Consider the following 25862-nt stretch of genomic DNA (forward strand, 5'->3'; position numbering starts at 1 on the left):
CGCCCGATGACAGGCTCCGCGAAGCAATCCATGGGGCGGCAAAGGAAGTATGGATTGCTTCGTCGCTTCGCTCCTCGCAATGACGGAAGTAGTCACCCTCCTACCGTTCCGCAAACGCGAGCTTCGCCCCGAGCGCGGCAAAGCCTAACGCAAAACTCCGGCGCAGCCAGGCCATCACCTTCGGCCTGGTGATGACGCGGTCGCGCACGCCGGCTGCGAACAGGCCGTAGACCACGAATACCGCCAAAGTCATCGCCATGAAGGCCGCGCTCAATTCCAGCATCCGTCCCAGCGGGTGGGCCTCATCGACCGCGATGAATTGCGGCAGGAAGGCGAGAAAGAAGATCGACAGTTTTGGATTGAGGATGTTGATCAGAAAGCCGGTGACGACCACGCGCCGGCTCGAACGCGCCTCCTCAGGCCGCGCATCGATCGCCAGCGCCCCGGTTTCGCGCAGCGCCTGCCAGGCCATATAGAGCAGATAGACCACGCCGCACCATTTCAGCGCCGCAAACGCCAGCGCACTCGTGTGCAGCACCGCGGCCAGCCCCAGCATCGCCGCCAGCATATGCGGGACGATCCCGAGCGTGCAGCCGAAGGCGGCGGCGATACTGGCCCGCGCGCCCGACGTCAGCGCCACCGCCAGCGTGTAGAGCACGCCGGTGCCGGGGGACACGACCACGATCAGCGAGGTCAGCAGGAAGGAGAGTGTCATGGCTCGCCATATCACGTCGTGGGATGTCGTGGAAGCGCGCGACCTAAGGCTTCCCCGCAACGTTCCAGGCAAACGACATCCGCTCCGCCTCGCGGATCACGTCGAGCGGCACCCATGGCTTGGACCAGAATTGCGCGCCGTCCGGCAACTCTTGCCGCAGCGGCTTTCCCGACGTGACGATCACGTCCATATCCGGATTGCATTTCTTGGCGATATACGCGAGCTCCACGCCATTCATGTGGCCGGCGAGATGAATGTCGGTCATCATCAGGACCAGACTGCCGCCGCTCCGCTCCAGCACCAGTTCCGCGGCCTCGGCGCTTTCACATTCGATGACGTCCAAATCGCTCTCTTCCAGCAGCAAGCTTATCATTTCCCGCTGCATCGGGTCGTCTTCGACAATGAGTGCTTTGGCGCGGAGCGGCTTCGATTGTCCCATGAATGGTCTCCGTTGAAGTGAAGTGGGTTAAAACCGAAAGCGCTTTATTGTTCGGTTCCAATTTGCGAAAGTTGGGGAACCACGCCGCGATCTGGCGCGGCCCGCCCCGTTTTCTTGCCTGCCTGGAGTCCCAACAGATGACTGCGATATCCGGAAGTGCGGCCGCCGTGACCGGCGCGGCCAGTGGCATCGGCCGGGCGCTGGCGCTCGAACTCGCCGCGCGCGGCGCCGATCTCGTGCTCGCCGATCGCGACGAAGCCGGGCTGCAGGCGGTGGCGGCCGAGATCGCCAAAACCTCCAAGTGCAAGGTCACGGTGCATCGCGTCGATGTCGGCGAGCCCGGCCAGATCCAGGATTTTGCAACCGCCGCCACCGCCGCCCATCCAGGCCTGAACATCGTCATCAACAATGCCGGCGTCGCCCTGCTCGGCCAGTTCAACGAGATCGACCAGGCCCAGATGGACTGGCTGTTCAACATCAATTTCTGGGGCGTGGTGCATGCGACCCGCGCCTTCCTGCCGCATCTGGCCAAACAGCCCGCGGCGCACATCGTCAATTTGTCCTCGATCTTCGGCATCATCGCCCCGCCCGGCCAGTCGGCCTATTGCGCGGCAAAATTCGCGGTGCGCGGATTTTCCGAAAGCCTGCGGCATGAGCTTGCGATGGCGAACAGTCCGGTGCGGCTCTCCGTCGTGCATCCCGGCGGCGTCGCCACCAACATCGCCCGCAACTCCCGCACCGGCGTTGGCGTCACCGACAACGCCCGCCGCGCGCAATCGATCGACCGCTTCGATGCCATCGCCAAGACCACGCCGGCCGCCGCTGCACAGCGCATCATCGAAGGCATCGAGAAGAACGCGCCGCGGATCTTGATCGGCAACGACGCGCGGTTCATGGATCTGCTGCAGCGGTTCCGGCCGGGGACGTACTGGGCGGTGCTGGCGAAGCGGATCGAGAAGATGACGGCGCAGGCGGGGAAGTAACGTTCGACGGCACGCCCGTCGATCGTCATTCCGGGGCGTGCGCAGCACGAGCCCGGAATCCATAACCACGATCGTGAGTATGGATTCCGGGCCTGCGCCAAGAGGCGCATCCCGGAATGACGTCGTTATGTTGGGAAGGAGTCGCACAACAACTTGTCTCTCAAGCACAGCTTCACGATCTCGCGGCTCAATTCGCCCGAGTTTTGTTTGTTCACTTCCACCCTCGGAAAATCAGAGGGCGCAGGGAACGCCGGATGCGCGCTGCACCCGCGGTCTCGTGTGCAAACATGCACAAAAAACGCACACGAGCATACAGGTTCAGCGGAGGCAATCCGGCATTCCCTGCGCAAGGGTTTTACGGCTTATAACGCGCTCTCCCCGGTGATCGGGCTTTCTTGTCACCGTCGCCCCTGCGAAGCTTGCTTCTCAAGAACTTGACGCCGGCATCGAGGCGTCAGGACCACACGACTTCGCCGTCCGTTTTGGCGCCGTTCGTCAAAGGCACCTCCGCGTCCACCGCATCCCGCCCCACGTCCGTGACGATCGCGAGCCGCCCCTCTTGTCGGGTGAGACGGGCGGAGAGACGCCACTGATTTGCCCGGCGAGACAAGCGGAAAATTTTTCAAAAGAGGACTGGACAGGTTTTGGGTGATTTGCCCGTCGGGCTGATTTTTGCGGGCCGCTCACAGACCCAGCCGTCATTGCGAGCGTAGCGAAGCAATCCATTTCGCCGCAGAAAGAAAGAATGGATTGCTTCGTCGCTGCGCTCCTCGCAATGACGGAGTCTGGATCACCGCCCCATCAACTGATCCGCAAAATACCCGATCGTCTTGCGATAGATCGTGGCCCTGTTCCACTCGCGCATCGCCTCGAAATTCGCTGATCCCTCGCCGTACGGCGCGCCCATCTTGAAGCCGCTGGTGTGCAGCAAATTCGCGGTAGAGGCGAGCACGTCGGGCACGCTGTGGCGGAGATCGACGCGGCCGTCACCGTCGAAATCGACGCCGTATTTGATGTAGGACGACGGCAGAAATTGGGTCTGGCCGATCTCGCCGGCATAGGCGCCGATCATGTCGTTCAAACGCAGATCGCCGCGCTGCACGATCTTGAGCGCCGAGAGCAGTTCGGTCTGGAACAGTTCGGTGCGGCGGCAATCATGCGCCATGGTCGCCAGCACGCGAAATACCGGAAGCTTGCCCATGTCGCCCTTGCCGAAATCGGTCTCCAGCCCCCAGATCGCCACCAGGATCTGCCGCGGCACGCCGAATTTTTGCTCGATGCTCGACAGCAGCGCCGCATGCCGCTGCAGCATCGCCCGCCCGCCATTGATGCGCCCGGCGCCGACGCGGGTCGAGACATATTGCTCGAAAGTCTTGTTGAAGGTGCCGCGCTGGCGCCGGTCGAAGGACAAAACGCCCATGTCCTGCTGGACGCCGCCGAGCGCCTGAGAGATCACGCCTTGCGAGATGCCGGCGGACGCCGCCTCCGCCGAGATGTTTTGGACGAAGCCGTTGAAATCGCCGCCACAGCGGGCGGCGAATGCGGGGGTAGCGGCAAACAAGAAACCGACAATGACGGCCAGGCAACGTCCAAGCATACTGAAATCCTTAAAAATTCACCCCACGGCAATCGATCATGCCACGACGGAAAGCGGCGCGTCAAAAACGCTGCTTTTGCGCGTTCCTCGTGGCGGCGCCCGACCATTGATCCGCATCAAATTCTCCGCGGCGGCTTCGCTTAGCATGGGAGGTCAAAAGGAGAGCCTTCATGATCGGAATTACCCTGACCACCGACCAGATCCGCACCGCGCCTGCCGAAGGCAGGCCCAGCCCTGCTTGACGCCGAAGCGCGCAAATTCATAAAGCCGCGCCGTCCATCGCCGCTGCGCCATGAACAACCCGAGGCGCGCCTCGCCAGCGATGAACGGGCGCAGCGGCGCCCAGATGGCGGCGGCGCTTGGGTTGTGGCGCGGGGAAGCGGCGGGTTGGTTCAGGGAGTGATGCACGCGGCGGAAGGTGGCGGCGAATCACGGCCAAGAGCGGGCGAAGATTTGCAGATTTTGCTTAGACCTTGAGCTACGCCTGCTGCGCGGCACAGTTCAGGCTCAGCCACATGGTCTCGGTGCGGGTGGCGTTACTGTCAGGCCGCCGCGTCCCGCACTAGTACCCGGAATCAGAGCTGAGTGATACGGCGGCCTTTGAAACGGCGTTGACGGACTTTTTTCTTGGTCCAGACGAAGGGCTCAGCCTTTTCGTTGTATGCGTTGATGTAGGCATCGATATGCTGCTGGAGCTGCTTAAGGCTTGTGAAGGAAGCGCCGTTGAGCGACTGCCCCTGCAGGATGGAGAACCAAACCTCGACCTGATTGAGCCAGGACGCGCTTGTCGGCGTGAAATGAAATTTCACATTGGGATGGGCCTTTAGCCAGTGCTCGTTCTTCTTATGGGTGTTGAGATTGTCGAGGATGACGTGAAGCTGGCGGTCCGGAAAAGCCGAGGTGACGCTGTCCATGAAGTCGAGGAACTCGACACGGCGCCGCCGTTTTGAATGCGTCGCGATGATCTTTCCGGTCGCAACCTCGAGCGCCGCAAACAGCGTTGTTGTGCCATGCCGTTTGTAGTCGTGGCTCTGACCGGTCAAGGCGCGACCATTGGGCAACTTCAGATAGCCCTGCGCTCGCTCCAAAGCCTGGATCGAAGGCTTTTCGTCCACGCATAGCACAATGGCCTTCTCCGGCGGGGCGACGTAGAGGCCGACAACATCGGCGGCTTTGGCCGTGAAGTTCGGGTCGGTGCTCTCACACCAGGACTTGCGAGCCACGAGGTCGATCTTGTGGCTGCGCAGGAACCGCCAGACATATTGGACGTCAACATCACCCAACGCCTCGGCCAGCAGGGGCCCGGTCCAGCGCGCAAACCCTTCCGGTGGTGGCTTGTCCAACAGCCGCAGAATCCGCTTGTCGGTGGCCTTCGTATAGATCGGCTGCTTGCCTGGCCGCGGCTTGTCCTGCAGCCCTTCAAGGCCAAGGTCGGCGTAGCGATGCCGCCAAAGGCTGACAATCCGCGGCTGGACCCCAACCTCCTTGGCAATCGACCGGGTGCTGCGCCCGGCCGCCGCCAACAGAACGATCCGAGCCCGCTTCAAATCGCGCTGCAATGTCACCGGTGAGCGGCAACAGGCCTCAAGCACCTTGCGATCTTTCTTCGAAAGGTGGACTTCTCTTGCTTCGGGTATCATCCATATCTTGAATCACGACTCACGATCCAAGAAAAGTGGGTACTAGTCTCCCGGCCGCCTCGATCTCGATGGCGATTTGAGTCACCGCCGTCATGCGCGGGCTTGACCCGCGCATCCATCATTTTTCTTAAGCTGGATTGCCGGGTCAAGCCCGCCAATGACGAGGGGAGCGCTCGGCATCACCAACGCCCCTTCCGCTTATTCCACGCGAACAGCACATCCGCAAAACGATCATAGCCAAACCGCGTCACCGGCAGCATCAGGCGATTGCCGAACAGCGCTGCCAGCCAGCCCTGCCCAGGCGTTAGCCGCCACATTGCGATCGCCACGTCCGCGCCGACAATCAGGCGGCCCGCTTCGTCCGTCGCATGCAGACGGCGACGAATGTCGTCGAGCGAGGCGCCATAGGACGCCAGCGCATCGGGTTGTTCGTTGATGTCCTTGAAGGAGATGTGGCCGGCGCGAACAGCGGCCAAGAGCTTGTTGCGCTGCCAGTCGATCCCGGCGTCGCAAACGGGGCAGCGCGTGTTGTACCAGACAATGAGGCGATGGCAGGTCATGCTACAGTTAGCCTTCGATGCTGGAGAGTGGCGCTACGTGACGCATGGAGCACTGCCATCGAAAGGTCCGTCCGAACCTCATCACGTCTTATCATTTTCCATACCGATCGCATGGTCTTACCAAGCGAGTATTCAAGCGCAATTGCTTGAAAGGCCCATTAACCTAAGGTGTCGCGATCTCAGGTAGACTGTTTTTTGACTAGTATTTGTTCTTGTTTTGTTCTAGGGTGAACTTATGGCGTCAACGACACCAATCGAATGGACTGACGCAACGTGGAATCCTGTTACGGGTTGCACGAAGATCACTCGTGGCTGCGATTTTTGCTACGCTGAGCGCTTTTCCGAGCGCTTTCGGGGTGTCCCCGGTCATCCGTTCGAAAATGGTTTTGACCTGAAACTGCGTCCAGAGCGGTTGGCTCAACCGCTGAGTTGGCGACAGCCAAGACGCATCTTCGTCAACTCTATGAGTGACCTCTTTCATAAAGAAGTGCCCAGACCATTTATCGATTCCGTGTTCGATACGATGGAAGCTGCCGACTGGCACACATATCAGGTCTTGACCAAGCGCAGTTCGCTTATGGTCCGGTATCTCCGCGGTCGGTACGGCGCAGGCAAAGCGCCCCCGCATATTTGGTTATGCTTCGTGTTACGAACGTGAAAGACATCTGTGTAGATTTAGCCAAGGGTGGTGCAATCGAACAACCATGGGGCGGCGGCACCCGCAAGCCGCGCGACCAGGATGTTATAAGACTAAAACTAGGCTAACGCTGGGGTCCACTAAAATGAAACGGCGGGCTTTCGCCCGCCGCTTTGTTTCGATGGATGCCCAGGTCATCCCCGATCAAGTCGGGGACAGGCCCCCGGGCATGACGATCTGAATTAGTTGTCGAGGAACGACCTGAGCTTCCGCGACCTGCTCGGATGCTTCAGCTTCCTTAGCGCCTTCGCCTCGATCTGCCGGATGCGTTCGCGCGTCACCGAGAACTGCTGGCCGACTTCTTCCAGGGTGTGGTCGGTGTTCATGCCGATGCCGAAGCGCATGCGGAGCACGCGTTCTTCGCGCGGGGTCAGCGAGGCCAGCACGCGGGTGGTGGTTTCGCGCAGGTTGGACTGGATCGCGGCGTCGATGGGCAGGATCGCGTTCTTGTCCTCGATGAAATCGCCGAGATGGGAGTCTTCCTCGTCGCCCACTGGAGTCTCCAGCGACAGCGGCTCTTTCGCGATCTTGAGAACTTTTCGAACCTTCTCCAGCGGCATGCCGAGCTTTTCGGCGAGCTCTTCCGGGGTCGGTTCGCGGCCGATCTCGTTCAGCATCTGGCGCGAGGTGCGCACGATCTTGTTGATGGTCTCGATCATGTGCACGGGAATGCGGATGGTGCGCGCCTGATCGGCGATCGAGCGGGTGATCGCCTGCCGGATCCACCACGTCGCATAGGTCGAGAACTTGTAGCCGCGGCGGTATTCGAATTTGTCGACCGCCTTCATCAGGCCGATATTGCCTTCCTGGATCAGGTCGAGGAACTGCAGGCCGCGGTTGGTGTACTTCTTGGCGATCGAGATCACGAGACGCAGATTGGCCTCGACCATTTCCTTCTTGGCCTGGCGCGCCTCGCGCTCGCCCTTCTGCACGCCGTGCACGATCTTGCGGAATTCGCCGATCTCGAGCCCGGTCAAGGCGGCCAGCGACTGGATCTCGTGGCGCAGTTCCTTGATGCGGTCCTTTTCGTGATGGACGAAATTCTTCCAGCCTTTTGCCGAGAGTTTCGAGACACGGTTGAGCCAGCGCGGATCGAGCTCCGAGCCCTGGTAGTTGCGCAAAAAATCCTCGCGCGCGACGCCGTGGCTGTCGCCGAGGCGCAGCAGGCGGCCTTCGAACGAGACCAGCTTCTTGTTGATGTCGTAGAGCTGCTCGACCAGCGAATCGATACGGGCCTGGTTGAGCCGCAGCGACTTCACCTCGACGATGATTTCGTCCTTCAGCTTCTTGTATTTGCGCTCCTGCGAGGGAGACAGCGTCTCGCTCTGCAGCTGGTTGGCGATGTCCTGCTCCTGCAGGCGCCGCAGCTTCTTGTACTCGGAGGCGATCTTGTCGAAGGTCTCGACCACCTTCGGCTTCAGCTCGGCCTCGATGGCGGCGAGCGACATCTGGTTTTCGAACTCGTCGTCGTCCATGTCGCCTTCGGCGGCGGCCTCGGCCGGATCCTTCTCCTCGGTGTCGCCACCGGGCGCAGCCGCGGGTGCTGCGCGGAACGGGGTCGGCGCCGGCGGGGCGGCGGGCGGGGCGACATGCGAAGGCGCTGCCACGCCATTGCCGTTGGCGGCAGCGAGCGGCTGGCCGTCGGGGCCCACCGGGGCTGCGAGCAGCGCCGGGTTCATGTTGTTCTTGGCGTCAGGGCCGGCGTAGGTGGCTTCGAGATCGATGATGTCGCGAAGGAATATCTTTCCTTCGTTCAATTCGTCGCGCCAGATGATGATGGCCTGGAAGGTCAGCGGACTTTCGCAGAGGCCCGCGATCATCGCCTCGCGGCCGGCCTCGATGCGTTTTGCAATCGCGATTTCGCCTTCGCGCGACAACAGCTCGACGGTGCCCATCTCGCGCAGATACATGCGGACGGGATCGTCGGTGCGCTCGCCGGGCTCGGATTTCTTGACCTCGGTGACGGCCTTCTGCGTGACTTCGACCAGTTCGTTGTCGGTCTCGTCGTCGGCCTCTTCCTTCTCGTCCTCGCTATCGGCCTCTTCGGCTTCCGACACGTTGATGCCCATGTCGGACAGCATCGACATGATGTCTTCGATCTGTTCGGGCGAGGTGGTGTCGGAGGGCAAGACTTCGTTGAGCTGATCGAAGGTCACGAAGCCGCGCTTCTTGGCCTGCTTGATCATCTTCTTGACGGCGGCGTCCGACAGATCGAGCAACGGCGACGGCGCGTCCGGAGAATCCTTCTCGGGCGCGTCCGCTGCCTTGTCGTCTTTTTCCTTGTCTTTAACCTGCAGCGTCTTTGCCTTGGTGGCCATTCATCAAGCTCCCGAAACGCGCTCATGCGAGATGCGGCCGCATCTCGCATTGAATCACTAATGTCACCGAGCGCGACGACGTTTCTTCGAAACGTCATCTCGCTCTATTCTTTGTTTGAGCGTGATCCTTTCGGAAAACCGGTTTCCACCCCGCATCAAGTGCGGGGCAGGCTTTTTCCGGATCACGCTCTTTCGACGCGGAAAGGGCGGCGCAGACTGTCGCCACCCCCGAACCCCCGTCTCGCCGGTGTCTGCACCAATAACGGTGCGGCTATTAAGTTTCGCTTAACCCTGTTTTTGCAGCCAAACCATGGGTTTGGCGAGTCTTTTAACGGCCCCGGCCGCAGCCGTCCGCATCATTTTTTCATCAAACGCTGCGCCGGAACCGGCCCGAAAGCTCGCCAAAACCCTCGATCAGGGCCTCGGTGCCGTCCAGAGAGACCAGCCGGGCGCTCACGTCCATCAGCCACGCCAAATTGGCCTCGCTCGGCTCCTCGCCCAAGGCCAGCTCGGCATCCTTCTTTTCCCTAAGTAAGGCGTGGGTTTTCTGATGCAAGGTAACGAGCTGCTGCCAGGTCGAAAGAACATCTTCCCTTGCTGCCCCGGATTGGACGCCCCACACCGCCGAGGTCGTGATCGCAGCCCCAACCCTTTGAAGTATTTGTGAAAATCCCCGCGCCTCGAGATCGGCCCGCATTTTCTCGGCCTGTTCTTCGGGCTCGGGCGAATGGTGATGGTCGCTGGCGAAGGCCGCGATAATGGCGGCGCGGAGCTTGTTGGCCTCCGGATGGGCCAGTTCCAGCGCCGCCACCTCTTCCAGATGATCGTGCAGCAGCCAGGGGTGGTTGATCAGGGACTGCAAAATCAGCGCTTCCCGGCGGGACAGCGCACTGCGCTGGCCGCGCATGATCGGGCTCGCCGCAAGCTGGGCGCTGGCCGCCTGATAGGGGCCGCGGTTGATGGTCTGGCTGCCGGCGTTCGCCTGCCCGCGGCCGCCGCCGCCGAATCGGCCCGCCGCCCCGGGCGTGAAGGGGGCACGGGAGCCAAACCGGCCGCCTGATTCGCCGCCCGGGCGCTTGCCAAAATTGCCTCTGGCGTAACCGCCGCGGCCGCCTTCCGGCGCAAAGGTGCGCTGCAGGCGCTGCGCCAAATCCTGGCGATAATAGCGCCGCACCACTTCGTCGCGGATGCCGTTAGAGAGTTCGCCGATCCGCGCTTCCAGCGCCGCGCGGCGTTCGGGCGTCGCAAACGTGCCGCCCTCGATCTCGCGCGACCAGATCATGTCGGCGAGCCCGCGCGCCGCGCCGATCACTTCCTCGATCGCCGCCCGTCCGCCGGAGCGCGCAAGATCATCCGGGTCCTGGCCTTCGGGCAGCAGCGCAAAGCGCAAACTCTTGCCGGGCTTCAGATGCGGCAGCGCCAGATCGGCGGCGCGCCACGCCGCCTTCTGTCCGGCCTTGTCGCCGTCGAAACACAGGATCGGCTCGTCCGCCATCTTCCACAAAAGCGCGAGCTGGTTTTCGGTCAGGGCCGTTCCAAGCGGCGCGACGGTGGCGGCAAAGCCCGTCGTCACCATCGCGATGACGTCGACATAGCCTTCGACCACGATCAGGGCTGCGCCATTATGCGTCGCCTGCCGCGCGGGGCTAAGGTTGTAGAGATTGTCGCCCTTGTGAAACAGCGGGGTTTCCGGCGAATTCATGTATTTGGCGGCGACGTCCTTCTCCAGCGCGCGGCCGCCGAACGCGATGACGCGATTGCGCAGGTCGGTGATCGGAAACATCACGCGGTCGCGAAACTTGTCGTAGGGCACCGGGATGTCGTCGCCCGCGACCAGCAGGCCCGCCTCCACCATATCCTCGACGGGAATGCCCTGGGAGCCGAGATGCTCCTTCAGTGCAAAGCGGTCGGGCGGCGCATAGCCGATGCGGAACTGCAACTGGGTGGCCGGCGAGATCGCGCGGTCGCCGAGATAGCCGCGCGCCTTGGCGCCATGGCGCGAGGCCAGCGTGTCGGCAAAGAATTTTGCGGCCAGATCCATCACGTCGTACAGCGTCTTGCGGCGCTGCTCGTGACGCGCGGCATCCGGCGTTGCCGCCGGCAGCGCCATGCCCGCCATTGAGGCCAGCCGTTCGACGGCCTCTGCAAAACCGACGCCCTCGGTCTCCATCAAGAACGAGATGATGTCGCCGTGCTTGCCGGAGGAGAAGTCGTGGTAAAATCCCTTCTGGTCGTTGACGGTGAACGACGGCGACTTTTCCTGCTGAAAGGGCGACAGCCCCTTCCACTCCCGTCCCGCCTTCTTCAGCTTCACGCGCTTGCCCACGACTTCGGAGACCGGAAGCCGGGCGCGCAGTTCATCGAGGAATTGGGGCGTGAAGCGCATGGGGTGAGTGTAACTGAGTCTTCCTGTGCCGGGGCGGTTGCCAACCGAAGATGGATACAGGGTGGGCGGAGGGAAATACGAAGATAATCGGCCTTCTCCCGGCTATTCACAGCCCCAACCGCCGTCATTCCGGGGCGCGACGAAGTCGCGAGCCCGGAATCCATACTCATTATCGTGGTTATGGATTCCGGGCCTGCGCCCAAGAGGGCGCATCCCGGAATGACAGAGTAATGCTTGCGCCTCCCCCGGTTCCGCGCTTCGATGGCGCCATGTTCACGACCTTCCGGGGCGGCCAGAGCGGGGCTTGGCGCATCACCTCGATTTCGCGGGTGAAGGGCGAGACGCTGCCGCGCGTGCCGGCGATGTCGGTGGTTAATTCCGAGGCCATTGCGCTGCCGATCCTGCCCTCGGCGACCGCGTGGCGGCTGGCCGGCACAGCCAGCCATCTGCGCTATACCGAGCGCGCCGAGCAGGAACAGCTTGCCGCCGTCCAGGCCGGGCTCGGACGCCCTGAGGCCACGCACGCGGCGCTGATCCCGATCCGGAAATCGAGTGCGTGGTGGGAGCTGACCCAGGACGAACGGCGGCGCATCTTCGAGGACAAGTCGCAGCACATTGCCGCCAGCCTGAAATATCTGCCCGCGATCGCGCGCCAGCTGTTCCACTGTCGCGACCTCGGCGAGCCCTTCGATTTCCTCACCTGGTTCGAATACGCGCCCGAGCACGCCGCCGATTTCGAGGAACTGGTCCGGACGCTGCGCGCCACCGAGGAGTGGACCTACGTCGAGCGCGAGGTCGATGTGCGCGTGGTGCAGGAGGGGTGAGACCTACCCCTCCAGAAATTTCCCCGAGGCGATGCGCGGCAGGCCGGTGACCGGCCAGTTGTAGACATAGGTCCACGCCTCGCCCGTGCTGCCGTCGTCCAGCGTGAGCGGCAGCATCGCGCGGATATATTCGGTCGGCTCGGGAAAACCCGCGCCGCAGGCCTCATACATGTCGAACTCGCCGAGCAAGGCGTCGCGCTCGCGCAGGCGATACAATTCGCCGAATACGACCTCAGTGGGATCGTCCGACAGCACCAGCCCCGGATAATGCTTGATGAGATAGAGCCGGCCGCGGCACTGCGCTGCGCCGAGAAAGTCGGCGCTGCGCGACAACAGCTTGGCCATCGGATGGTCGAAGCCGCGCATCAGCGTGCCGTAAACGAAGAGACGATCTGAAATCATGGGAGTTCTATACCCGTCATTGCGAGCGAAGCGAAGCAATCCATGGCGGCGGCGAGAGGCTCAAGAATGGATTGCTTCGTCGCTTCGCTCCTCGCAATGACGGAGGGTTTTGCTCACGCCGGCACGACCTCGTCGGTGACGACGACGAATTTCACCAGGTCCATCCGGCCAAAGCTCGTGGTCAGCGCGACGTCGGCGGCGTCGCGGCCGGTGCCCATCAGGATGCGGCCGATGCGCGGATGATTGTGGCGGGCGTCGAAGGTGTACCACTGGCCGGACAGATAGACCTGGAACCAGCCGGAAAAATCCATCGGCGCCGGATCCCTGGGCACGCCGATATCGCCGAGATAGCCGGTGCAATAGCGCGCCGGGATGTTCATGCAGCGGCAGAAGGTCAGCGCCAGATGCGCGAAATCGCGGCACACGCCGGCGCGCTGCTCGTAGACGTCATGCGCCGATTTCATGAAATGCGCGTGCTCGTAGCCGAAGGTGACGTGGTTGTGGACGAAATCGACGATGGCCTGGACCCGCGCCCAGCCGGCTGGCGTGGTGCCGAACAGCGACCAGGCGATATCGGTGAGCTTGTCGGTCTCGCAATAGCGGCTCGGCATCAGATAGAGCAGCAGTTCGTCCGGCAATTGATCGATCGGCACCTGCTGCGCGGTCGGCATCACCACATCGGGCAGGCCGGAATCGCGCACCACCGCATGGCCGTGAAAGGTGACGCCGCCGGCTGGCGCCACCAGGCGGCCGCAGACATTGCCAAAGCTGTCGCGGTAGAATCCGATCGGCACGTTGGGCTCGGCGACAATGCGCTCGGTGCCGACGATATCGGCAAAGCGCGATGGATGAATGCCGAGCATGATCACCATCGGCGTCGGCTGTACGGCGGCATAGGAAATCTCGAAGCCGACCTTGATCTCCATGGCTATACCTTCTCCGCTTCGCCGACCGAGACGACGTTGATAGAGACCTCCATGCCGACGAAGGCGTCGGCCGAGCCGAGATAGGCACCGTGCAGCGGGATCGCCTGCCGCGGATCGCGCGCCACCGCGACGCGGATCAGATCGCGGGTGCCGACGATGCCGTTGGTCGGATCGAACTCGATCCAGCCGGCGCTCGGCAGATAGACCTGCACCCACGCATGCGTCGAGCCACCGCCGACATAGCCGTGGGCGCGGTCGCCCGGAATGAACAGATATCCCGACACGAAGCGCGCGGCGATGCCGAGCCGCCGCAGCGCCTCGATCATGAACAGTGCATAGTCGCGGCAGGTGCCCGATCCCGTCTGCAGCGTGTCGAGCGGATGCTGGGTGCCCTGCTCGTGCCGCTTGCGATAGGTGAAGGCCTCGCGGATGCCGTGGGTCATGCCGCTCAGGATATTGAAGGTCGGCGTCGGTCCGTCGGCGTCGAGAAATCCGCGCGCCCAGAGCGACAGCTCGCCGTTCGGATCGCCATATTGCGGCGTGATGAACTGCTGCAGGTCGGGAAATTCCTCGTCGTCATAGAGGAACGGATAGAAATAGGCCGGATCGTCCGCGGTCAGCGCGAATTCCTCGGCCGGATTGTGCTCGACCGTCGCCGTCGAGGTGAACGACAGCGTTTCGGCGCGCTCGTCGAAGGTCGCGATCGCGACGCTGTTGCCGAACACGTCGTGGATCCAGCGCAGCGACATCGGCTGCGGCTCGATCTCGAGGCTGCCGGACAGCACGCGCAGATCGTGGCCGTCACGCGGGCGCAGCATGATGCGGTGTTCGCCAAACGCCACCGGGTGGGCATAGCGATATACGGTCTTGTGATGAATCGTCAGGAGCGGCATCGTCAAACAATCATCGTGAATTTGGGCCGGCTAATCTATACCGAACCCTGCTCATTTTTAAGGTCGGTATGCCGATTCGATAGGCAAAGTTGAGGAAAAGGCTCTTGGACAACGCCAGCGACACAACACTACTTCTGGGTCACGAAGATGTTCCCCCGATCCATGAACATAATGCGGCGGGGCGTTCGCCGTTTCTGCTCACTTGTGACCATTACGGCCGGCTGATTCCGATGCAACTTGGCGATCTCGGCCTCACCGAGCGCGAACTGACGCGCCATATCGCCTGGGACATCGGCATCGCCGGTGTCGCCGAGGCGCTGTCGCGCCAACTCGGCGCGCATCTGATCGCGCAGCGCTATTCGCGGCTGGTGATCGACTGCAATCGCCCGCCGCATGCCGCAGGCTCGATCCCGCTGATCAGCGAAGCCACCATGATTTCCGGCAACGATGGTCTCGCGCGCGCGGCAGCGGAGGCGCGGCGCATGCAAATTTTCGATCCCTATCACCAGCGCATCGAGGAGATCATCGATCAGCGCCTGCATGCGGGCATGCCGACGGTGCTGGTGTCGTTGCACAGCTTTACGCCTGTCTATGCCGGGATCGCGCGGCCATGGCACATCGGCACGCTGTATCATCGCGATACGCATTTGGCGCCGCGACTGTTAAAACTGTTGCGCGCGGAGGCCGATCTCGTGGTCGGCGACAACGAGCCCTATGCGGTCAGCGACGAGACCGATTACACGATCCCGGTGCACGGCGAGATGCGCGGGCTGATGAACACCGGAATCGAAATTCGCCAGGACCTGATTTCCGATGCGGCCGGCGAGAAATCCTGGGCCGACCGGCTGGCGCGGATTTTTGCCGAGATCGAACCGATACTGCGCGCGGAGCGGCTGATTTAGCGTATCATCCAGTTCAGTGGCTTCATCCTTCGAGACGCACGCTGACGCGTGCTCCTCAGGATGAGGTGTTAAACCCTCATGGTGAGGAGCGCGGCAAGGCCGCGCGTCTCGAACCATGAGGCCACCGCTCTAACCTCGCGTCGCGACGAAATAGGCCAGTCCCCAGAACGCCAGCGCGAGCAGCCCCAGAATCCAGATTATAAAGGCGCCGCCGCGCGGGTTGAGCGTCGCTTCGGAAGGATTGGCCGGATTGACATAGACGTTCACGCCGGCGCCGTCCTGATAGGCCGTGGTGAATTTGCGCATCAGCCAGCCCGAGGTCGAATTGGCGCCGGTGGCAAGGCTGCCCTCGATGCAGGTGTAGGCAACGTTGTTGTAGCTGTAAGCGAACGACGCCTGCCGCTGATACATGACTTCTCCACGCACGCCGTTTCGTGTCGGCGCGTTGCGGTATTGCTGGACGTCGGACATCTTGATGGTCCCCGGCACGACCGGCCAATGCTTCGCGAGTTGCGACTGCCGCCGCATCGCGAGCGCAAACAGCGCGATGACGAGCCCGAAGGCGCCGAATACGACGACCATCGGAGAAAATTTGGGATTTACCAGCCGGGTGGAGACGAATGCGGTCAGTCGATTGAGACCGAACACGCCGCCGAACACGATTCCAAGCACGACCGCTGTCCCGATCCCGAGGCAGCCCCACAGACCCTTCGGCAGGTCGCGCTCGAGCACGGCCTCGTTGGGATGCAGCGGATTGTAAAAGACGGTGACATCGGTGCCGACCGGATATTTCGCGATGGTCTCCGCGACCTCGAAATTACCGCGGTCTTCGCCGATACCGACGCGGTTGTTGCGCAGCTGCTTGCCGGCGACCGAATATTGGTAAACGATGTTGGCGAAGTTGCGCCGTTCGATCCGGTAATTGTCTTCCCGGGAATCGTCGAGCACCCTGACATCCCGCACTTCGGAATTCGAGATGAAGACTTTGCCCGGCGTCGACGGCCATTCCCTGATAGCGCGCACCTGCAGCGTCTTGTAGGCCGCGGCAAACAGGACGAGCGCGAGCGGCGCAAGCAGCATCGCGTAGACGTACCACGGCAGATCAGGCACGGATTTTCCCCAGAGAAGACCGGACGGCGAAATCCGCCCCCTTGCTCAGACGGGCCGAGGCGGCGAATGGTTCAATTTGAGCGTTTACCGCGCCCGCGTCAGCGCCAGCCAGATGCCGCCGCCGATCATGAAGCCGCCGGAAATCCGCGACACCAGCCGCGTCCGGCGCGCCGAAAAGAACTTTCGCGCGCGGCCGGCCAGCAATGCGTAGAGCATGTCGCTCATCACGGCTGTCACCATGAAGGTGGCACCGAGCAGGGCCACCTGGGGGAAGTGCGGCTTGCTCATGTCCATGAATTGCGGAATGAAGGCGCCGAAGAACACCAGCACCTTGGGGTTAGAGAGCAGCACCAGAAAGCCCTGCAGGAAGAAGCCGCCGCGCGGCGGCGGCGGCAGTGCATCCGTGCTGACGCCTTCGACGGGCGAACGAATGAGCCTGAAGCCGAGCCAAACCAGATAGGCGGCACCGGCGAAGCGCACCCAGTCGAACCAGTAGCCCATCGTCGCCATCAGCGAGGTCAGCCCGATCGCGACGACGCCGATCACGATCGCAAGGCAAGCCTGGGCACCGAGGACATTGGTCAGCGCCGCGCGGGTGCCGTGCCGCAGGCCATTGGCGATAACAAGCGTGACGATCGGCCCCGGCAGCAGCGCCAGCGCGATGCAGGCGGCGACGAAGGCGAGATAGGCTTGAAGGGACATGAGAGACTCGCGCGGGGTTCAAACGATCCTTCGATTATGCACGATCGCATCGCCAGGGAAAGATTGCTCCATCTCTGTCCGGGAAAGCCTAGCGGAAATGAGCGCTCGGATTGGCGCTCCGGCAGAGGCCCATCCTGCCCCTCCTTGAAGAGCCGCCGAGGGGGCTGCTCGGCGGCTCTCGCGCGGCGACCGCTCTTGGGGGCGGGGGTTGTTCGCCGACGCTAACGGTGAGCGGTGGAAAGCCGTTTCAGGCATGGTTCAGCGACATGTTCTGACGATATCCTCCCGTTGTGGCCGGTTCCGCCGGGCGCGCGGGTATTCGGCGCTTTGGACTCATGTTACGAAGAGCATTGATATTCGATTCTGATAAAACTAAACTGTATCGTTTACATAATCCAACTTCGGCGGGCTGACAAGGGGCTTTGGATGGCGAAGGAAGCAACGATGGCGGCGACGCGCCCTGCCCGGCGCGCGAGCGGCGGCCGCCCCACCCGTGAGGAGGCCGCGCGGCGTGACGCGCGCTTGCTCGATGTCGCAACAAAGCTGTTCATGGAGCGCGGCTTTGACTGCACGTCGATCGATGCGGTCGCGGAAACCGCCGGCATCAGCAAGCCGACCGTCTACGCCCGTTATCGTGACAAGCGCGATTTGTTCACGGCCGTGCTGCGAGCCACGATCCAACGCTGGCTTGCTCCGCTGTCGGCGGCCGCCGAGGCCGCCAGGGTCAACCCCAGGAGCGTAGAGACGACGCTGCACGATCTTAGCCGGCACCTGTTGGCCCACGCTACGACACCTGAGGTGGTCATGCTGCGCCGAACGCTTGCGGCGCAGGCCGTCCAGTTTCCGGAAGTTGCAAAGCTCGGATATGAAGAGGGTTGGCTGCGTGGGGTTCGGGCCGTCGCAATCCTGCTTCAGCAGTTTGCCGACCGCGGCCAGATCAAGGTTGACGATCCCGCAATTGCGGCCGACCTGTTCCTGAGCCTTGTGCTGGGGAATACCGACAAACACCACGGCATCGCCACCCGTCCAAAGATTCAGGAACAACGGAGAGAGGCCGCCGTCAAACTGTTCCTGAACGGCGTGAGGCCTCGCTAGAGGCCGACAACCGGCGGCCAGCGCATCCAAATGCGGTCCCAGACACCTGCCTCCCGCCAACGAACGAAGCGATTGCAGCAAGTGGTGCCACGGGCATCCGGCAGATCGCGCCAGGGAGCACCTGAGCGCAAGACCCAAAAGATACCCTTCAGGACGCGCCGGTCGTCAACGCAGGGAACGCCACGCGGCTTGTTCGGATGCAGCGACCTGATGGCAGCCCATTCAAAGTCCGTGAGTTCATACCGCATGGTTCGAGGCCCGGGTTGGGCGCTTGAATCACGTCCAAACCGATGCCTTCAACCGGCAAAACGGGACAATCGCATTTCCGAGATTACCTCCTAACCGGACATGCGCCAGACATGCCGAAATCGACGCGAATGGGGCCGGTACCCCAGGCGCGCCTGGCCGGTTCTCGCTGAGTACATCCGTTCGAACGAGTATCCCAGGAAGTCGAACTCCTCTTCCGGTACCTTGCAGATTCGTGTCTTCTCCTCGTTGACCGTTAGCTTCAGCTTGCTCATGATCTTGCGCAGTTGCTGCAAGGCTTCTTCGGCTTTGCCTCTCCGGCACAAGATCACGAGGTCGTCGGCATAGACCCAAAACCGACAGTCGGGTGCATGGCTTGGCACTTGGGCAAACCTAGCCCGACGTCGCACCCAGCGTTGATCCACGTCAACATCACCTATCCTTTGCCACTCACAATAAGTTTGACCGCGCCTGAAGCGGCTCCATCACCTTTCGGTTCGCTTGCGATAAGGAGGATCACCATGCATCGGACGAAGAGTCTCTCGACTAAGTCAGTGACAGTTACGGGAGTTGCGGCCAGCCTCATGTTGGGGCTTGCAGGTGTCACTCTCAGTCCAGCACCGGCTAGGGCCGTAGTTTACTGTCAGTACGTTGAGTATCCGCACGGTTGCGTGGCGAGGGCCGGCGTCGTGCTCAGGCCTCGTCCGGTGGCGCGCGCTGCGGTCCGTCATAACGCCGGTGGCAATTTAAATGGCGGCGTCAATCGCGTTGGAGTGCGGCGGTAAAGCACTTGCTTGCGGGTCACGACCTTGGCGCGGCAGACGGCAAGCCAGGTTCGTGACCCGTTTACATTTTGTGATTAGCAATTCTTCTGTTCTCGGAGAACGGAAGCCTGCTTATGGCACAACCCGGACGAGTCGGGCCGGTCTTGCGATGTCCGTTCATTGGGGTAGATCGGAAGTCACCGGCTCAGGTGCAAACCGTCGCGAATGACCCAACTCGGACATCCGACCGCTTGGACTTGTGCTGAAAATTTGTTAACGCTTCGGTTGAGAACATCGGGGCGGGATTAGTGATGAAGCGACGCGAGTTCATTATGCTGGTCGGCGGGGCCGCATCGCCTGTTCTTTGGCCGCTGCCGCTCAGCGCGCAGCAAAAGCCTTCGAGCATTGGCTTCATGGGCGCCGGTGCCGCTGACACGAGCCTGCCGCTCATAGAAGCGGTAAGGCAAGGCTTGCGCGAAAATGGATTGGTCGAGGGCAAAGACTTTGTGCTCGAACCGCGCTGGGCGGAGGGACACTATGAACGCTTCGCCGCATACGCGCGCGAACTAACTGAACAGGGCGCTCGCGTCATCATAGTCACCACGATCGCCGCAGGCCGCGCGGCGCAGCGCGCCACCTCCATTATCCCGATCGTCCTGGCAAACATCAATGACCCGGCAGGTAGCGGTCTGGTGGCAAGTTTAGCGCGGCCCGGAGCCAACACGACCGGCGTAGCCACACTGAACCAGGACGTAACACCGAAGCTGCTGGAATTTCTGCATACCGTGCTTCCGAATGCGACCGCAATTGCGGTCTTGTTCAATCCAGCAAACCCCTCGAACGCGGTTTTCTTGGATAAGGTGCGTGTTGAGGCCAGCCCCCTTGCTATCAAAGTCCAAGATTTCTCGGTAAAGACGCCGGGCGAGTTGGACACTGCCTTCGATGCGATCGCCGTGCAACGACCCGACGCGGTCCTGGTCATACCCGATGCCGCTACCCTGGATTTGGGGGTGCGTATCGCAGCGCTGCAGCTACAACACCGGATTCCTGTCGTTTCGACCGACTCCGACCTCACCAGCGCCGGAGGCTTGATCAGTTATGGCTCTTCGCGGCGTGAGAACTACCGTCGCTCCGCTTATTTTGTGAAGAAGGTTCTTGACGGAGCAAAGCCCGCTGATCTGCCAGTCGAGCAGCCAACGCGAATTTTCCTGTCGGTCAATCTCAAGACAGCCAAGGCGCTAGGCCTCACCGTGCCACCCACGCTGCTCGCCCGCGCCGACGAGGTGATCGAATAGAGAGTATGTTTGCTGCGGTGCATGAGTCCGTTGCTGGCACCTTTGAGACATGCCGACTCCCTCTGAGAATGTCTGGTTATCGGGGTAGACCGGAAGTGGATTGCGCACGCTCAAAACGACGCGAATGACCCAATGTATGGTGCGGCCGTGCGTTGCAAGAAGATTTCGTCGAATTGGCGGCGGCGGTCTTGCATCAATGCATCAATGTATCCGGCCTCAGATTGGAGCGTGTTGTGCTCCGGGCCATCATGGATCTGGCTTGTATGAGGCGCTAACGCGCGGTCAGAACATGGGCCGAGCTTTAGGACGCCAGCAGTTTCTCGATCGTCTCCGGCAAGAAAGCCTCGGCCGGTAGGCGTTCCGGACCGATCAGGCTCGCCGGCAGCGGTGCAAGCTGGCCCGCCGCCACGCGCTTTCCAACTCGCGCGCGTCGCTCGCGCGCTTCCTGACCGAACTCGACGCGGAGCGTGGTCACGACCTGGGCCGTGATGCGAAGCCGCCGCATTCGCTCGGCGCGCTCCTCCACATAAGGCCTGAAGTCGGGCTCCCGCCCCGCCGCCTTGGCCTCGCCCAGAATCTCGCTGACCAGGCGCACATCGCGCAGCGCAATTGAGAGCCCCTGGCCGATGATCGGATCATTGTGGCCGGCAGCATCTCCGATCAACACTACGCCCGGGCACGTCGGATCGTCGATCCAGTGATCCTCGTTGGAGAACGAGTTGAAGGGACCGATCGGAGTTGATGCGGCGATCGCCTCGGCATAGGGCAGGCAGGTGAGCCTTCTGAACGCATCAATCAATTTCGCGCGGCGATCCGGACCATCGAAACGCGACTTGTCTGCGAAGTGATAGGTGCCATAGAGGCGAAGGAGATCGTCACCCTGCGGAAACACCAGGAAGTGGAAGCGGTCCTCGACGCCGATCACTTGCATGTCGCGTGGCCAGGACGGTACGCCTTTGACTAGCATGCCGCCTAGCAGATTGCGCGGCTTGTCCGCATTCACCTTGAAGCCGAGATTCTTGCGCGCACTTGAGTTGCGTCCATCGGCGCCGATCACAAGGCGTGGCCGGAATTCGAGGCTCGCGCCGTCGTGTACGCAGCTGACGATCGGCCGTGATCCCGATGTTACCGATATGTCGCCAGTGCCGCGCAGGACGCTGGCGCCCGAGGTCGTGGCAAGTTGCGCGAAAATATCGCAGGTCGCGGGATGGCCCAGGCAGAGGGCACCGAACCCTTCTGCGTGCATCTTCGTCAGATCGAACGCTCGCGCCTCAGCCTCTGCCGGCGCGAAGATCTCGTCATAAGGGATATTGCGCCTGGTAAACAGCGCACCTGCCTCGCGCAGTGGCTGCAAGAGTTCGAGCTTCGCGAGCTCGGTCACACCCCATGGCGCCATAAACTCGCCGCGCACTCGATCGGGATAGCTGTTTTCGCGCTCGAGCAGCACCACCTCGAAGCCGGCGCGCGCCAGCACAGTGCCTAGCGCACCGCCAGCAATCCCTGCACCGACGATGACAACGTCGGGTTCTGAGTGACGCATGCGAGCCCCCCTGTCATGCCGAGGAACTATTGCTGATCGTCTGCACGCGATCAAGCCCACCAGGCGAGCTGGACTTCCGATATTGGCACTTTTCGGAAGTGCCGTAATGTCGGACTTGAGTCCGGAATGCGCACCAAAGCGGACGTCCGCCGACCACTCTCAATTTATGGTTTCACGGCCTAGCCTTGCGCGAATTTGAGCGCTGAAACAGGCCGCTTTCCAGGGTGTCCCTTGATGGAGATTCGCAGGCCGTGGAGATCGTCAAGCCAGATGGCCTCCACGGTTCCCGCCGTTCCGTCGGTGAGGACCACGGCCTTGCCCACAAGCTGCGCGTCCGCCTCCTCCAAGGCGTGGAGGATCGTCAACGCATGACGCTTCACAGCGGTCGTGGCGGCGCCGCCTGTCATTGCGACACAGCCGATCTTCGATAACGAAAGCCGCCCAGCAAGGAACCATCGGACGGCGGCGCCTTCGCCCAGAAATCACCGGCTTTCGCCTTGTCATATCCGTATTGATAAAGCGAACGCATATAGCCTGTTTCAAAACCGAATGAGCCTGGCGAGGGAACATCCTTGTCGATGTAAGTCAGATTGAATCCGAGGCTGTTGCGGCGGGCGAAGTCATACGTCCCATAGAGAACCGAGCGGATTTGCGTCTTTGTGACGGAAGCCGAAGCGCGCGCGGCAATGTCGATCGTGCTGTTCGGCACCAGCTGGAAGTCCCGCTCCACTTTATCATTTACCAGGATGTAGATGTTCATCCGCAGCCCTCTGGCGAGCGCTCCGTTTCGCGACAGGAATGCTTCCGGCAGCGTCAAGACCGGCGCCGTCACGCCTCCATCCACATGCATCTCCTGGAAGCGATGCCCGTTCGCTTCCGCGTCAATCAGCATCGGCGGGAAAACCACCGGGATGCTTGCGGACGCGGCCAGGACATCCCTGAACAGATCCAGCGCCTGGGTGGACCCGATCGCGGCGATGCGGCCCATATCCCAGATGACGGTGCGTTGCGTATCGATATTGGTCGTTACGACGAGGAGCTTTCTGCCCTTGGCATTTTCGGCGGCGATTGCCGCAAGCATGTCGCGGCCGACATAGCGGGCAATGAGCTCGCGCAGATGGGTGTTGCCAAACAGGCCAGATCCGAAAACCGCGCGCACGATGCTTGGGGTGTTGAGCAGGCTTTCAGCGATGCCGCTGGTATAGATCTCGCGCAACGTCACGTCGTAGGCCGGGCCGAGAAATGCAAATGGTGCAATCAGGGCACCGGTGCTCACCCCCGAAACCGCTGAGAATGTGGGGCGCGTCCCCGCCGCAGACCAGCCATTCAACACCCCCGCGCCGAAGGCGCCATCGGCGCCACCTCCCGACAATGCAAGATAGCTGACCGGGCCAGCTCGAGGATACACATCTGTGCTGAGAAACCTCGATGCCGGCTCGTCCGCATATCTCCGCAGTTCGCTGAGGTCCAACACCGTCGAGGCTGCCGCATTGGATGCGGTGTACGGTGTTCGCGGAAGGGAGCTGCAGCCGGCAAGAATCAACATTGCAGCCAACAGCGCGAATGGCCGGACAAGCAACTGGCGAAAGGAGCACTTGACCATTTCCCGCCTCTTGTCAGCTCCCCGGATCTGGATTATATAAACAATACGATACGGTTTGGTTTCCGCATGGTTAGCGTTATGAACGCGACTTGTAAAGTTAGTCTTAAAGGGCGGATTGCGCGCACCGGTCGCGGAACCGGCCATTGCCAGGCTCGGGCGCTTGCAACGCCCCGCACCCATCACGCCGCGAGCAGGAACAGGACCAGCAATGGCAGACAATCTTTCGATCGATCGCCGGACGAGTGCGCTGCTCGTCATGGATTTCCAGACGCTGATCGTCGACAACTATGCCGCCGGTGCGGAGGCGCTGCTCGATCGGACGGCGAAGCTGATTGCCGCGGCGCGCACAGCCGGGATGCGGGTGATCTATGTGGTCGTCGGCTTCCGCGCCGGCTATCCGGAGGTCAGCGAACGAAATGCGACGTTCAACGGGCTCAAGGCCTCGGGCGCATTCGCCGCGGGTGCCGAAAATGTGAAGATCCATCCCGCCGTCGCGCCGCTGGCCGAGGAAATCGTCGTCACCAAGCATCGGGTGAGTGCCTTCGCCGGGACCGATCTCGACCTGATATTGCGTGCCAACGGCATCGACACCCTGATCCTGACGGGGATCGCCACCAGCGGCGTCGTACTCTCGACCCTGCGCCATGCCGCCGACGCGGACTACACACTGCTGGTCGTCGGCGATTGCTGCTCGGACGGCGACGAGGAAGCGCATCGGGTGCTGCTGGAGAAGGTCTTTCCGCGGCAGGCCACCATCACGACGGCGGCGGCAGTCGCGCAGGCCACCGGGGGCTGGGCGGTAGACGCCGTCACTGCTCCGCATCCACCGCACCGGCAGGCGCTCTCGCCGTCCTCGACGGAAAGAACGCGAGCCTGACGCGAAACCTAACTGACGCATGTGATGCGCGGACGGCAGGAAGAGAAAGAGCAAGTCATGGCTAATCCGAACGAAATCGATCCGAAATTCCACAGCGCCGGCGCCGAGCAAAGCGGCCCCCACGGTCCTGAGGATAAGATCTATCGTCTGACGCGCATTCTGCCTGAGGCCAAGGGTGCGTCACGCGCAGGCGAGGCTGCAAAGCCGGAACTGAAAACCCGGCCAGACGATCGCAAGCTCGAGGCGAGGCCATCGGCTGAACCACCCCTCGCCGCTGCGGCGGCCGGTTCCGTGACGTCGAAAAGATCGCTGCGGCGGCCGTTGATGTTCGCATTGCTGCCCGCGGCGCTCGTCGTCGGCGGATATTTTTATGTGACCGGCGGCGCGGTGATGTCGACGGACAATGCCTATGTGCAGGCCGACATGGTCGGGTTGTCTACCGACGTGTCCGGAATCGTCCGTGAAGTCTCGGTTCACGACAATCAGAAGGTCGCGAAGGGCGACGTCCTGTTCAAGCTCGACGATCTGCAGTTTCGGCTCGCGCAGGATCGCGCCGAGGCCCAGATCGGAAATACGCGAAATGATCTCGTTGCGCTGCAGGCCAGTTACCGCAACCTGCAGGCCCAGGTTGAACAGGCACAGAAAGATGTTGACTTCAACATGGTCAACTTCCAGCGCCAGGAGCAGCTGATTGCCAACAACTTCACGCCAAGGGCCACCTTCGATGCCGCCCGCAATACGCTTCAAGGGTCGCAGCAGAAGCTTGCTTCGCTGAACGCGCAGCTCGCCGGCATCGCCGCGAACCTCAACGGCAATCCCGACGCGCCGATCGAGGATCATCCGCGATACAAGGATGCATTGGCCGCGCGCGATGAGGCTGCGCGCCGGCTTGCGCACACCATCGTGCGGGCGCCCTTCGCCGGCATTGTGACCAACGTGCCGTCGCTGCAGCCCGGCCAGTATCTTGCCGCCGCAGCCGTCGCATTCAACATCGTCTCGACGGATCACGTCTGGGTTCAGGCGAGCCCGAAGGAAACCGAACTGACCTACGTCAAACCCGAACAGAAAGTCACGGTCGACGTCGATACCTATCCGGGCGAGCGCTGGGCCGGAACCGTCGACAGCATCAGTCCGGCATCCGCCTCGAGCTTCTCGTTGCTTCCGGCCGAGAATACCAGCGGTAACTGGGTTAAGGTCGTGCAACGGATTCCGATGCGCGTCCTGGTCAAGAATGCCCCCGGCAAGCCACCGCTGCGCGTCGGCATGAGCGTGGAGGTGAATGTCGACACCGGCCATGCGCGCGGATTTCCCAGTTTCGTCACCAGTCTGTTCGGGTCAGGAAGCTGAG

25 protein-coding genes and 1 pseudogene are annotated in these 25862 nt (G+C 62.0%); 9 read left to right on the forward strand and 17 right to left on the reverse strand.

From position 1 onward, the window contains the following. Positions 1 to 100: 100 nt before the first annotated feature. Both V1289_RS14175 and V1289_RS14180 read right to left on the reverse strand, forming a co-directional pair. Positions 101 to 715 (reverse strand): LysE family translocator, encoded by a 615-nt coding sequence (locus V1289_RS14175; protein WP_334397516.1) that lies wholly within the window; start codon positions 713 to 715, stop codon positions 101 to 103. A gap of 43 nt (positions 716 to 758) precedes the next feature. Continuing rightward, positions 759 to 1154, reverse strand: coding sequence for a response regulator (locus V1289_RS14180; RefSeq protein ID WP_334397517.1), 396 nt, complete (start codon positions 1152 to 1154; stop codon positions 759 to 761). A 137-nt stretch (positions 1155 to 1291) separates the two neighbouring features. On the opposite strand from V1289_RS14180, the gene V1289_RS14185 reads away from it, so the two are divergent. Continuing rightward, a complete protein-coding gene (locus V1289_RS14185; RefSeq protein ID WP_334397518.1) occupies positions 1292 to 2137 on the forward strand; it encodes an SDR family NAD(P)-dependent oxidoreductase in 846 nt (281 codons plus the stop codon). Between the two features lie 790 nt (positions 2138 to 2927). Here V1289_RS14185 and V1289_RS14190 read toward each other — a convergent pair. The 3 genes from V1289_RS14190 to V1289_RS14200 all read right to left on the reverse strand — a co-directional run bounded on the left by V1289_RS14190 (position 2928) and on the right by V1289_RS14200 (position 5934). Next, complete coding sequence (locus V1289_RS14190; RefSeq protein ID WP_334397519.1) at positions 2928 to 3734, reverse strand: lytic murein transglycosylase; 807 nt, start codon at positions 3732 to 3734, stop codon at positions 2928 to 2930. 575 nt (positions 3735 to 4309) lie between these two features. Then, positions 4310 to 5374 carry an IS630 family transposase gene (locus V1289_RS14195; protein WP_334397520.1) on the reverse strand — a complete coding sequence of 355 codons (1065 nt, stop codon included), beginning with the start codon at positions 5372 to 5374 and terminating at the stop codon, positions 4310 to 4312. Between the two features lie 179 nt (positions 5375 to 5553). Then, positions 5554 to 5934, reverse strand: a complete 381-nt coding sequence (locus V1289_RS14200) for a thiol-disulfide oxidoreductase DCC family protein (protein ID WP_334397521.1) — start codon at positions 5932 to 5934, stop codon at positions 5554 to 5556. Between the two features lie 235 nt (positions 5935 to 6169). Here V1289_RS14200 and V1289_RS14205 point away from each other — a divergent pair, with 235 nt between their 5' ends. Next, a complete protein-coding gene (locus V1289_RS14205; RefSeq protein WP_334397522.1) occupies positions 6170 to 6592 on the forward strand; it encodes a DUF5131 family protein in 423 nt (140 codons plus the stop codon). A 221-nt stretch (positions 6593 to 6813) separates the two neighbouring features. Here V1289_RS14205 and rpoD read toward each other — a convergent pair whose 3' ends face one another. Both rpoD and dnaG read right to left on the reverse strand, forming a co-directional pair. Beyond that, positions 6814 to 8949: an RNA polymerase sigma factor RpoD gene (gene rpoD, locus V1289_RS14210; RefSeq protein ID WP_334397523.1), complete on the reverse strand. Its 2136-nt coding sequence runs from the start codon at positions 8947 to 8949 to the stop codon at positions 6814 to 6816. A gap of 367 nt (positions 8950 to 9316) precedes the next feature. Then, entirely contained in the window at positions 9317 to 11335 is a 2019-nt protein-coding gene (gene dnaG / locus V1289_RS14215) for a DNA primase (RefSeq protein ID WP_334397524.1), read from the reverse strand. Positions 11336 to 11604: 269 nt separating this feature from the next. Here dnaG and V1289_RS14220 point away from each other — a divergent pair, with 269 nt between their 5' ends. Next, positions 11605 to 12159: a chlorite dismutase family protein gene (locus tag V1289_RS14220; protein ID WP_334397525.1), complete on the forward strand. Its 555-nt coding sequence runs from the start codon at positions 11605 to 11607 to the stop codon at positions 12157 to 12159. Positions 12160 to 12162: 3 nt separating this feature from the next. Here the strand turns inward: V1289_RS14220 and V1289_RS14225 are convergent, their stop codons facing one another. The 3 genes from V1289_RS14225 to V1289_RS14235 all read right to left on the reverse strand — a co-directional run bounded on the left by V1289_RS14225 (position 12163) and on the right by V1289_RS14235 (position 14380). After that, positions 12163 to 12561 (reverse strand): gamma-glutamylcyclotransferase family protein, encoded by a 399-nt coding sequence (locus V1289_RS14225; RefSeq protein WP_334397526.1) that lies wholly within the window; start codon positions 12559 to 12561, stop codon positions 12163 to 12165. Positions 12562 to 12674: 113 nt separating this feature from the next. Then, positions 12675 to 13487 (reverse strand): transglutaminase-like domain-containing protein, encoded by an 813-nt coding sequence (locus V1289_RS14230; protein ID WP_334397527.1) that lies wholly within the window; start codon positions 13485 to 13487, stop codon positions 12675 to 12677. Positions 13488 to 13489: 2 nt separating this feature from the next. Further along, positions 13490 to 14380 (reverse strand): transglutaminase family protein, encoded by an 891-nt coding sequence (locus V1289_RS14235; RefSeq protein WP_334407457.1) that lies wholly within the window; start codon positions 14378 to 14380, stop codon positions 13490 to 13492. Between the two features lie 104 nt (positions 14381 to 14484). Between V1289_RS14235 and V1289_RS14240 the strand changes: the two genes are divergently transcribed. Then, positions 14485 to 15282, forward strand: coding sequence for an N-formylglutamate amidohydrolase (locus V1289_RS14240; protein ID WP_334397528.1), 798 nt, complete (start codon positions 14485 to 14487; stop codon positions 15280 to 15282). A gap of 129 nt (positions 15283 to 15411) precedes the next feature. Here the strand turns inward: V1289_RS14240 and V1289_RS14245 are convergent, their stop codons facing one another. Then, complete coding sequence (locus V1289_RS14245) at positions 15412 to 16392, reverse strand: DUF3592 domain-containing protein (protein WP_334397529.1); 981 nt, start codon at positions 16390 to 16392, stop codon at positions 15412 to 15414. Positions 16393 to 16476: 84 nt separating this feature from the next. After that, positions 16477 to 17094: a LysE family translocator gene (locus V1289_RS14250; protein ID WP_334397530.1), complete on the reverse strand. Its 618-nt coding sequence runs from the start codon at positions 17092 to 17094 to the stop codon at positions 16477 to 16479. A 426-nt stretch (positions 17095 to 17520) separates the two neighbouring features. Here V1289_RS14250 and V1289_RS14255 point away from each other — a divergent pair, with 426 nt between their 5' ends. Continuing rightward, a complete protein-coding gene (locus tag V1289_RS14255; RefSeq protein ID WP_334397531.1) occupies positions 17521 to 18189 on the forward strand; it encodes a TetR/AcrR family transcriptional regulator in 669 nt (222 codons plus the stop codon). Positions 18190 to 18218: 29 nt separating this feature from the next. Here V1289_RS14255 and V1289_RS14260 read toward each other — a convergent pair. Both V1289_RS14260 and V1289_RS14265 read right to left on the reverse strand, forming a co-directional pair. Continuing rightward, positions 18219 to 18437, reverse strand: a pseudogene (locus V1289_RS14260) (transposase); the annotation flags it as partial. Between the two features lie 90 nt (positions 18438 to 18527). Continuing rightward, positions 18528 to 18860 carry a reverse transcriptase domain-containing protein gene (locus V1289_RS14265; RefSeq protein WP_334397532.1) on the reverse strand — a complete coding sequence of 111 codons (333 nt, stop codon included), beginning with the start codon at positions 18858 to 18860 and terminating at the stop codon, positions 18528 to 18530. Between the two features lie 96 nt (positions 18861 to 18956). Here V1289_RS14265 and V1289_RS14270 point away from each other — a divergent pair, with 96 nt between their 5' ends. Continuing rightward, complete coding sequence (locus tag V1289_RS14270) at positions 18957 to 19220, forward strand: hypothetical protein (protein ID WP_334397533.1); 264 nt, start codon at positions 18957 to 18959, stop codon at positions 19218 to 19220. Between the two features lie 290 nt (positions 19221 to 19510). Further along, complete coding sequence (locus tag V1289_RS14275; RefSeq protein ID WP_334397534.1) at positions 19511 to 20494, forward strand: ABC transporter substrate-binding protein; 984 nt, start codon at positions 19511 to 19513, stop codon at positions 20492 to 20494. Between the two features lie 301 nt (positions 20495 to 20795). On the opposite strand, the gene V1289_RS14280 is transcribed toward V1289_RS14275, so the two are convergent. From V1289_RS14280 to V1289_RS14290, 3 genes are all read right to left on the reverse strand, one after another. Next, positions 20796 to 22034: an NAD(P)/FAD-dependent oxidoreductase gene (locus tag V1289_RS14280; protein WP_334397535.1), complete on the reverse strand. Its 1239-nt coding sequence runs from the start codon at positions 22032 to 22034 to the stop codon at positions 20796 to 20798. Positions 22035 to 22213: 179 nt separating this feature from the next. Continuing rightward, positions 22214 to 22441, reverse strand: coding sequence for a PRC-barrel domain-containing protein (locus V1289_RS14285; RefSeq protein WP_334397536.1), 228 nt, complete (start codon positions 22439 to 22441; stop codon positions 22214 to 22216). After that, positions 22438 to 23637, reverse strand: a complete 1200-nt coding sequence (locus V1289_RS14290; RefSeq protein WP_334407458.1) for a patatin-like phospholipase family protein — start codon at positions 23635 to 23637, stop codon at positions 22438 to 22440. The genes V1289_RS14285 and V1289_RS14290 overlap by 4 nt, the downstream gene beginning before the upstream one ends. Before the next feature lie 208 nt (positions 23638 to 23845). Here V1289_RS14290 and V1289_RS14295 point away from each other — a divergent pair, with 208 nt between their 5' ends. Beyond that, positions 23846 to 24514 (forward strand): isochorismatase family cysteine hydrolase, encoded by a 669-nt coding sequence (locus V1289_RS14295; protein ID WP_334397537.1) that lies wholly within the window; start codon positions 23846 to 23848, stop codon positions 24512 to 24514. A gap of 57 nt (positions 24515 to 24571) precedes the next feature. After that, on the forward strand, positions 24572 to 25861 hold the full coding sequence (locus V1289_RS14300; protein WP_334397538.1) for an HlyD family secretion protein: 1290 nt from the start codon (positions 24572 to 24574) through the stop codon (positions 25859 to 25861). Position 25862 lies beyond the last annotated feature (1 nt).

The sequence above is a fragment of the Bradyrhizobium sp. AZCC 2289 genome (assembly GCF_036924615.1).
Taxonomy (GTDB): Bacteria; Pseudomonadota; Alphaproteobacteria; order Rhizobiales; family Xanthobacteraceae; genus Bradyrhizobium.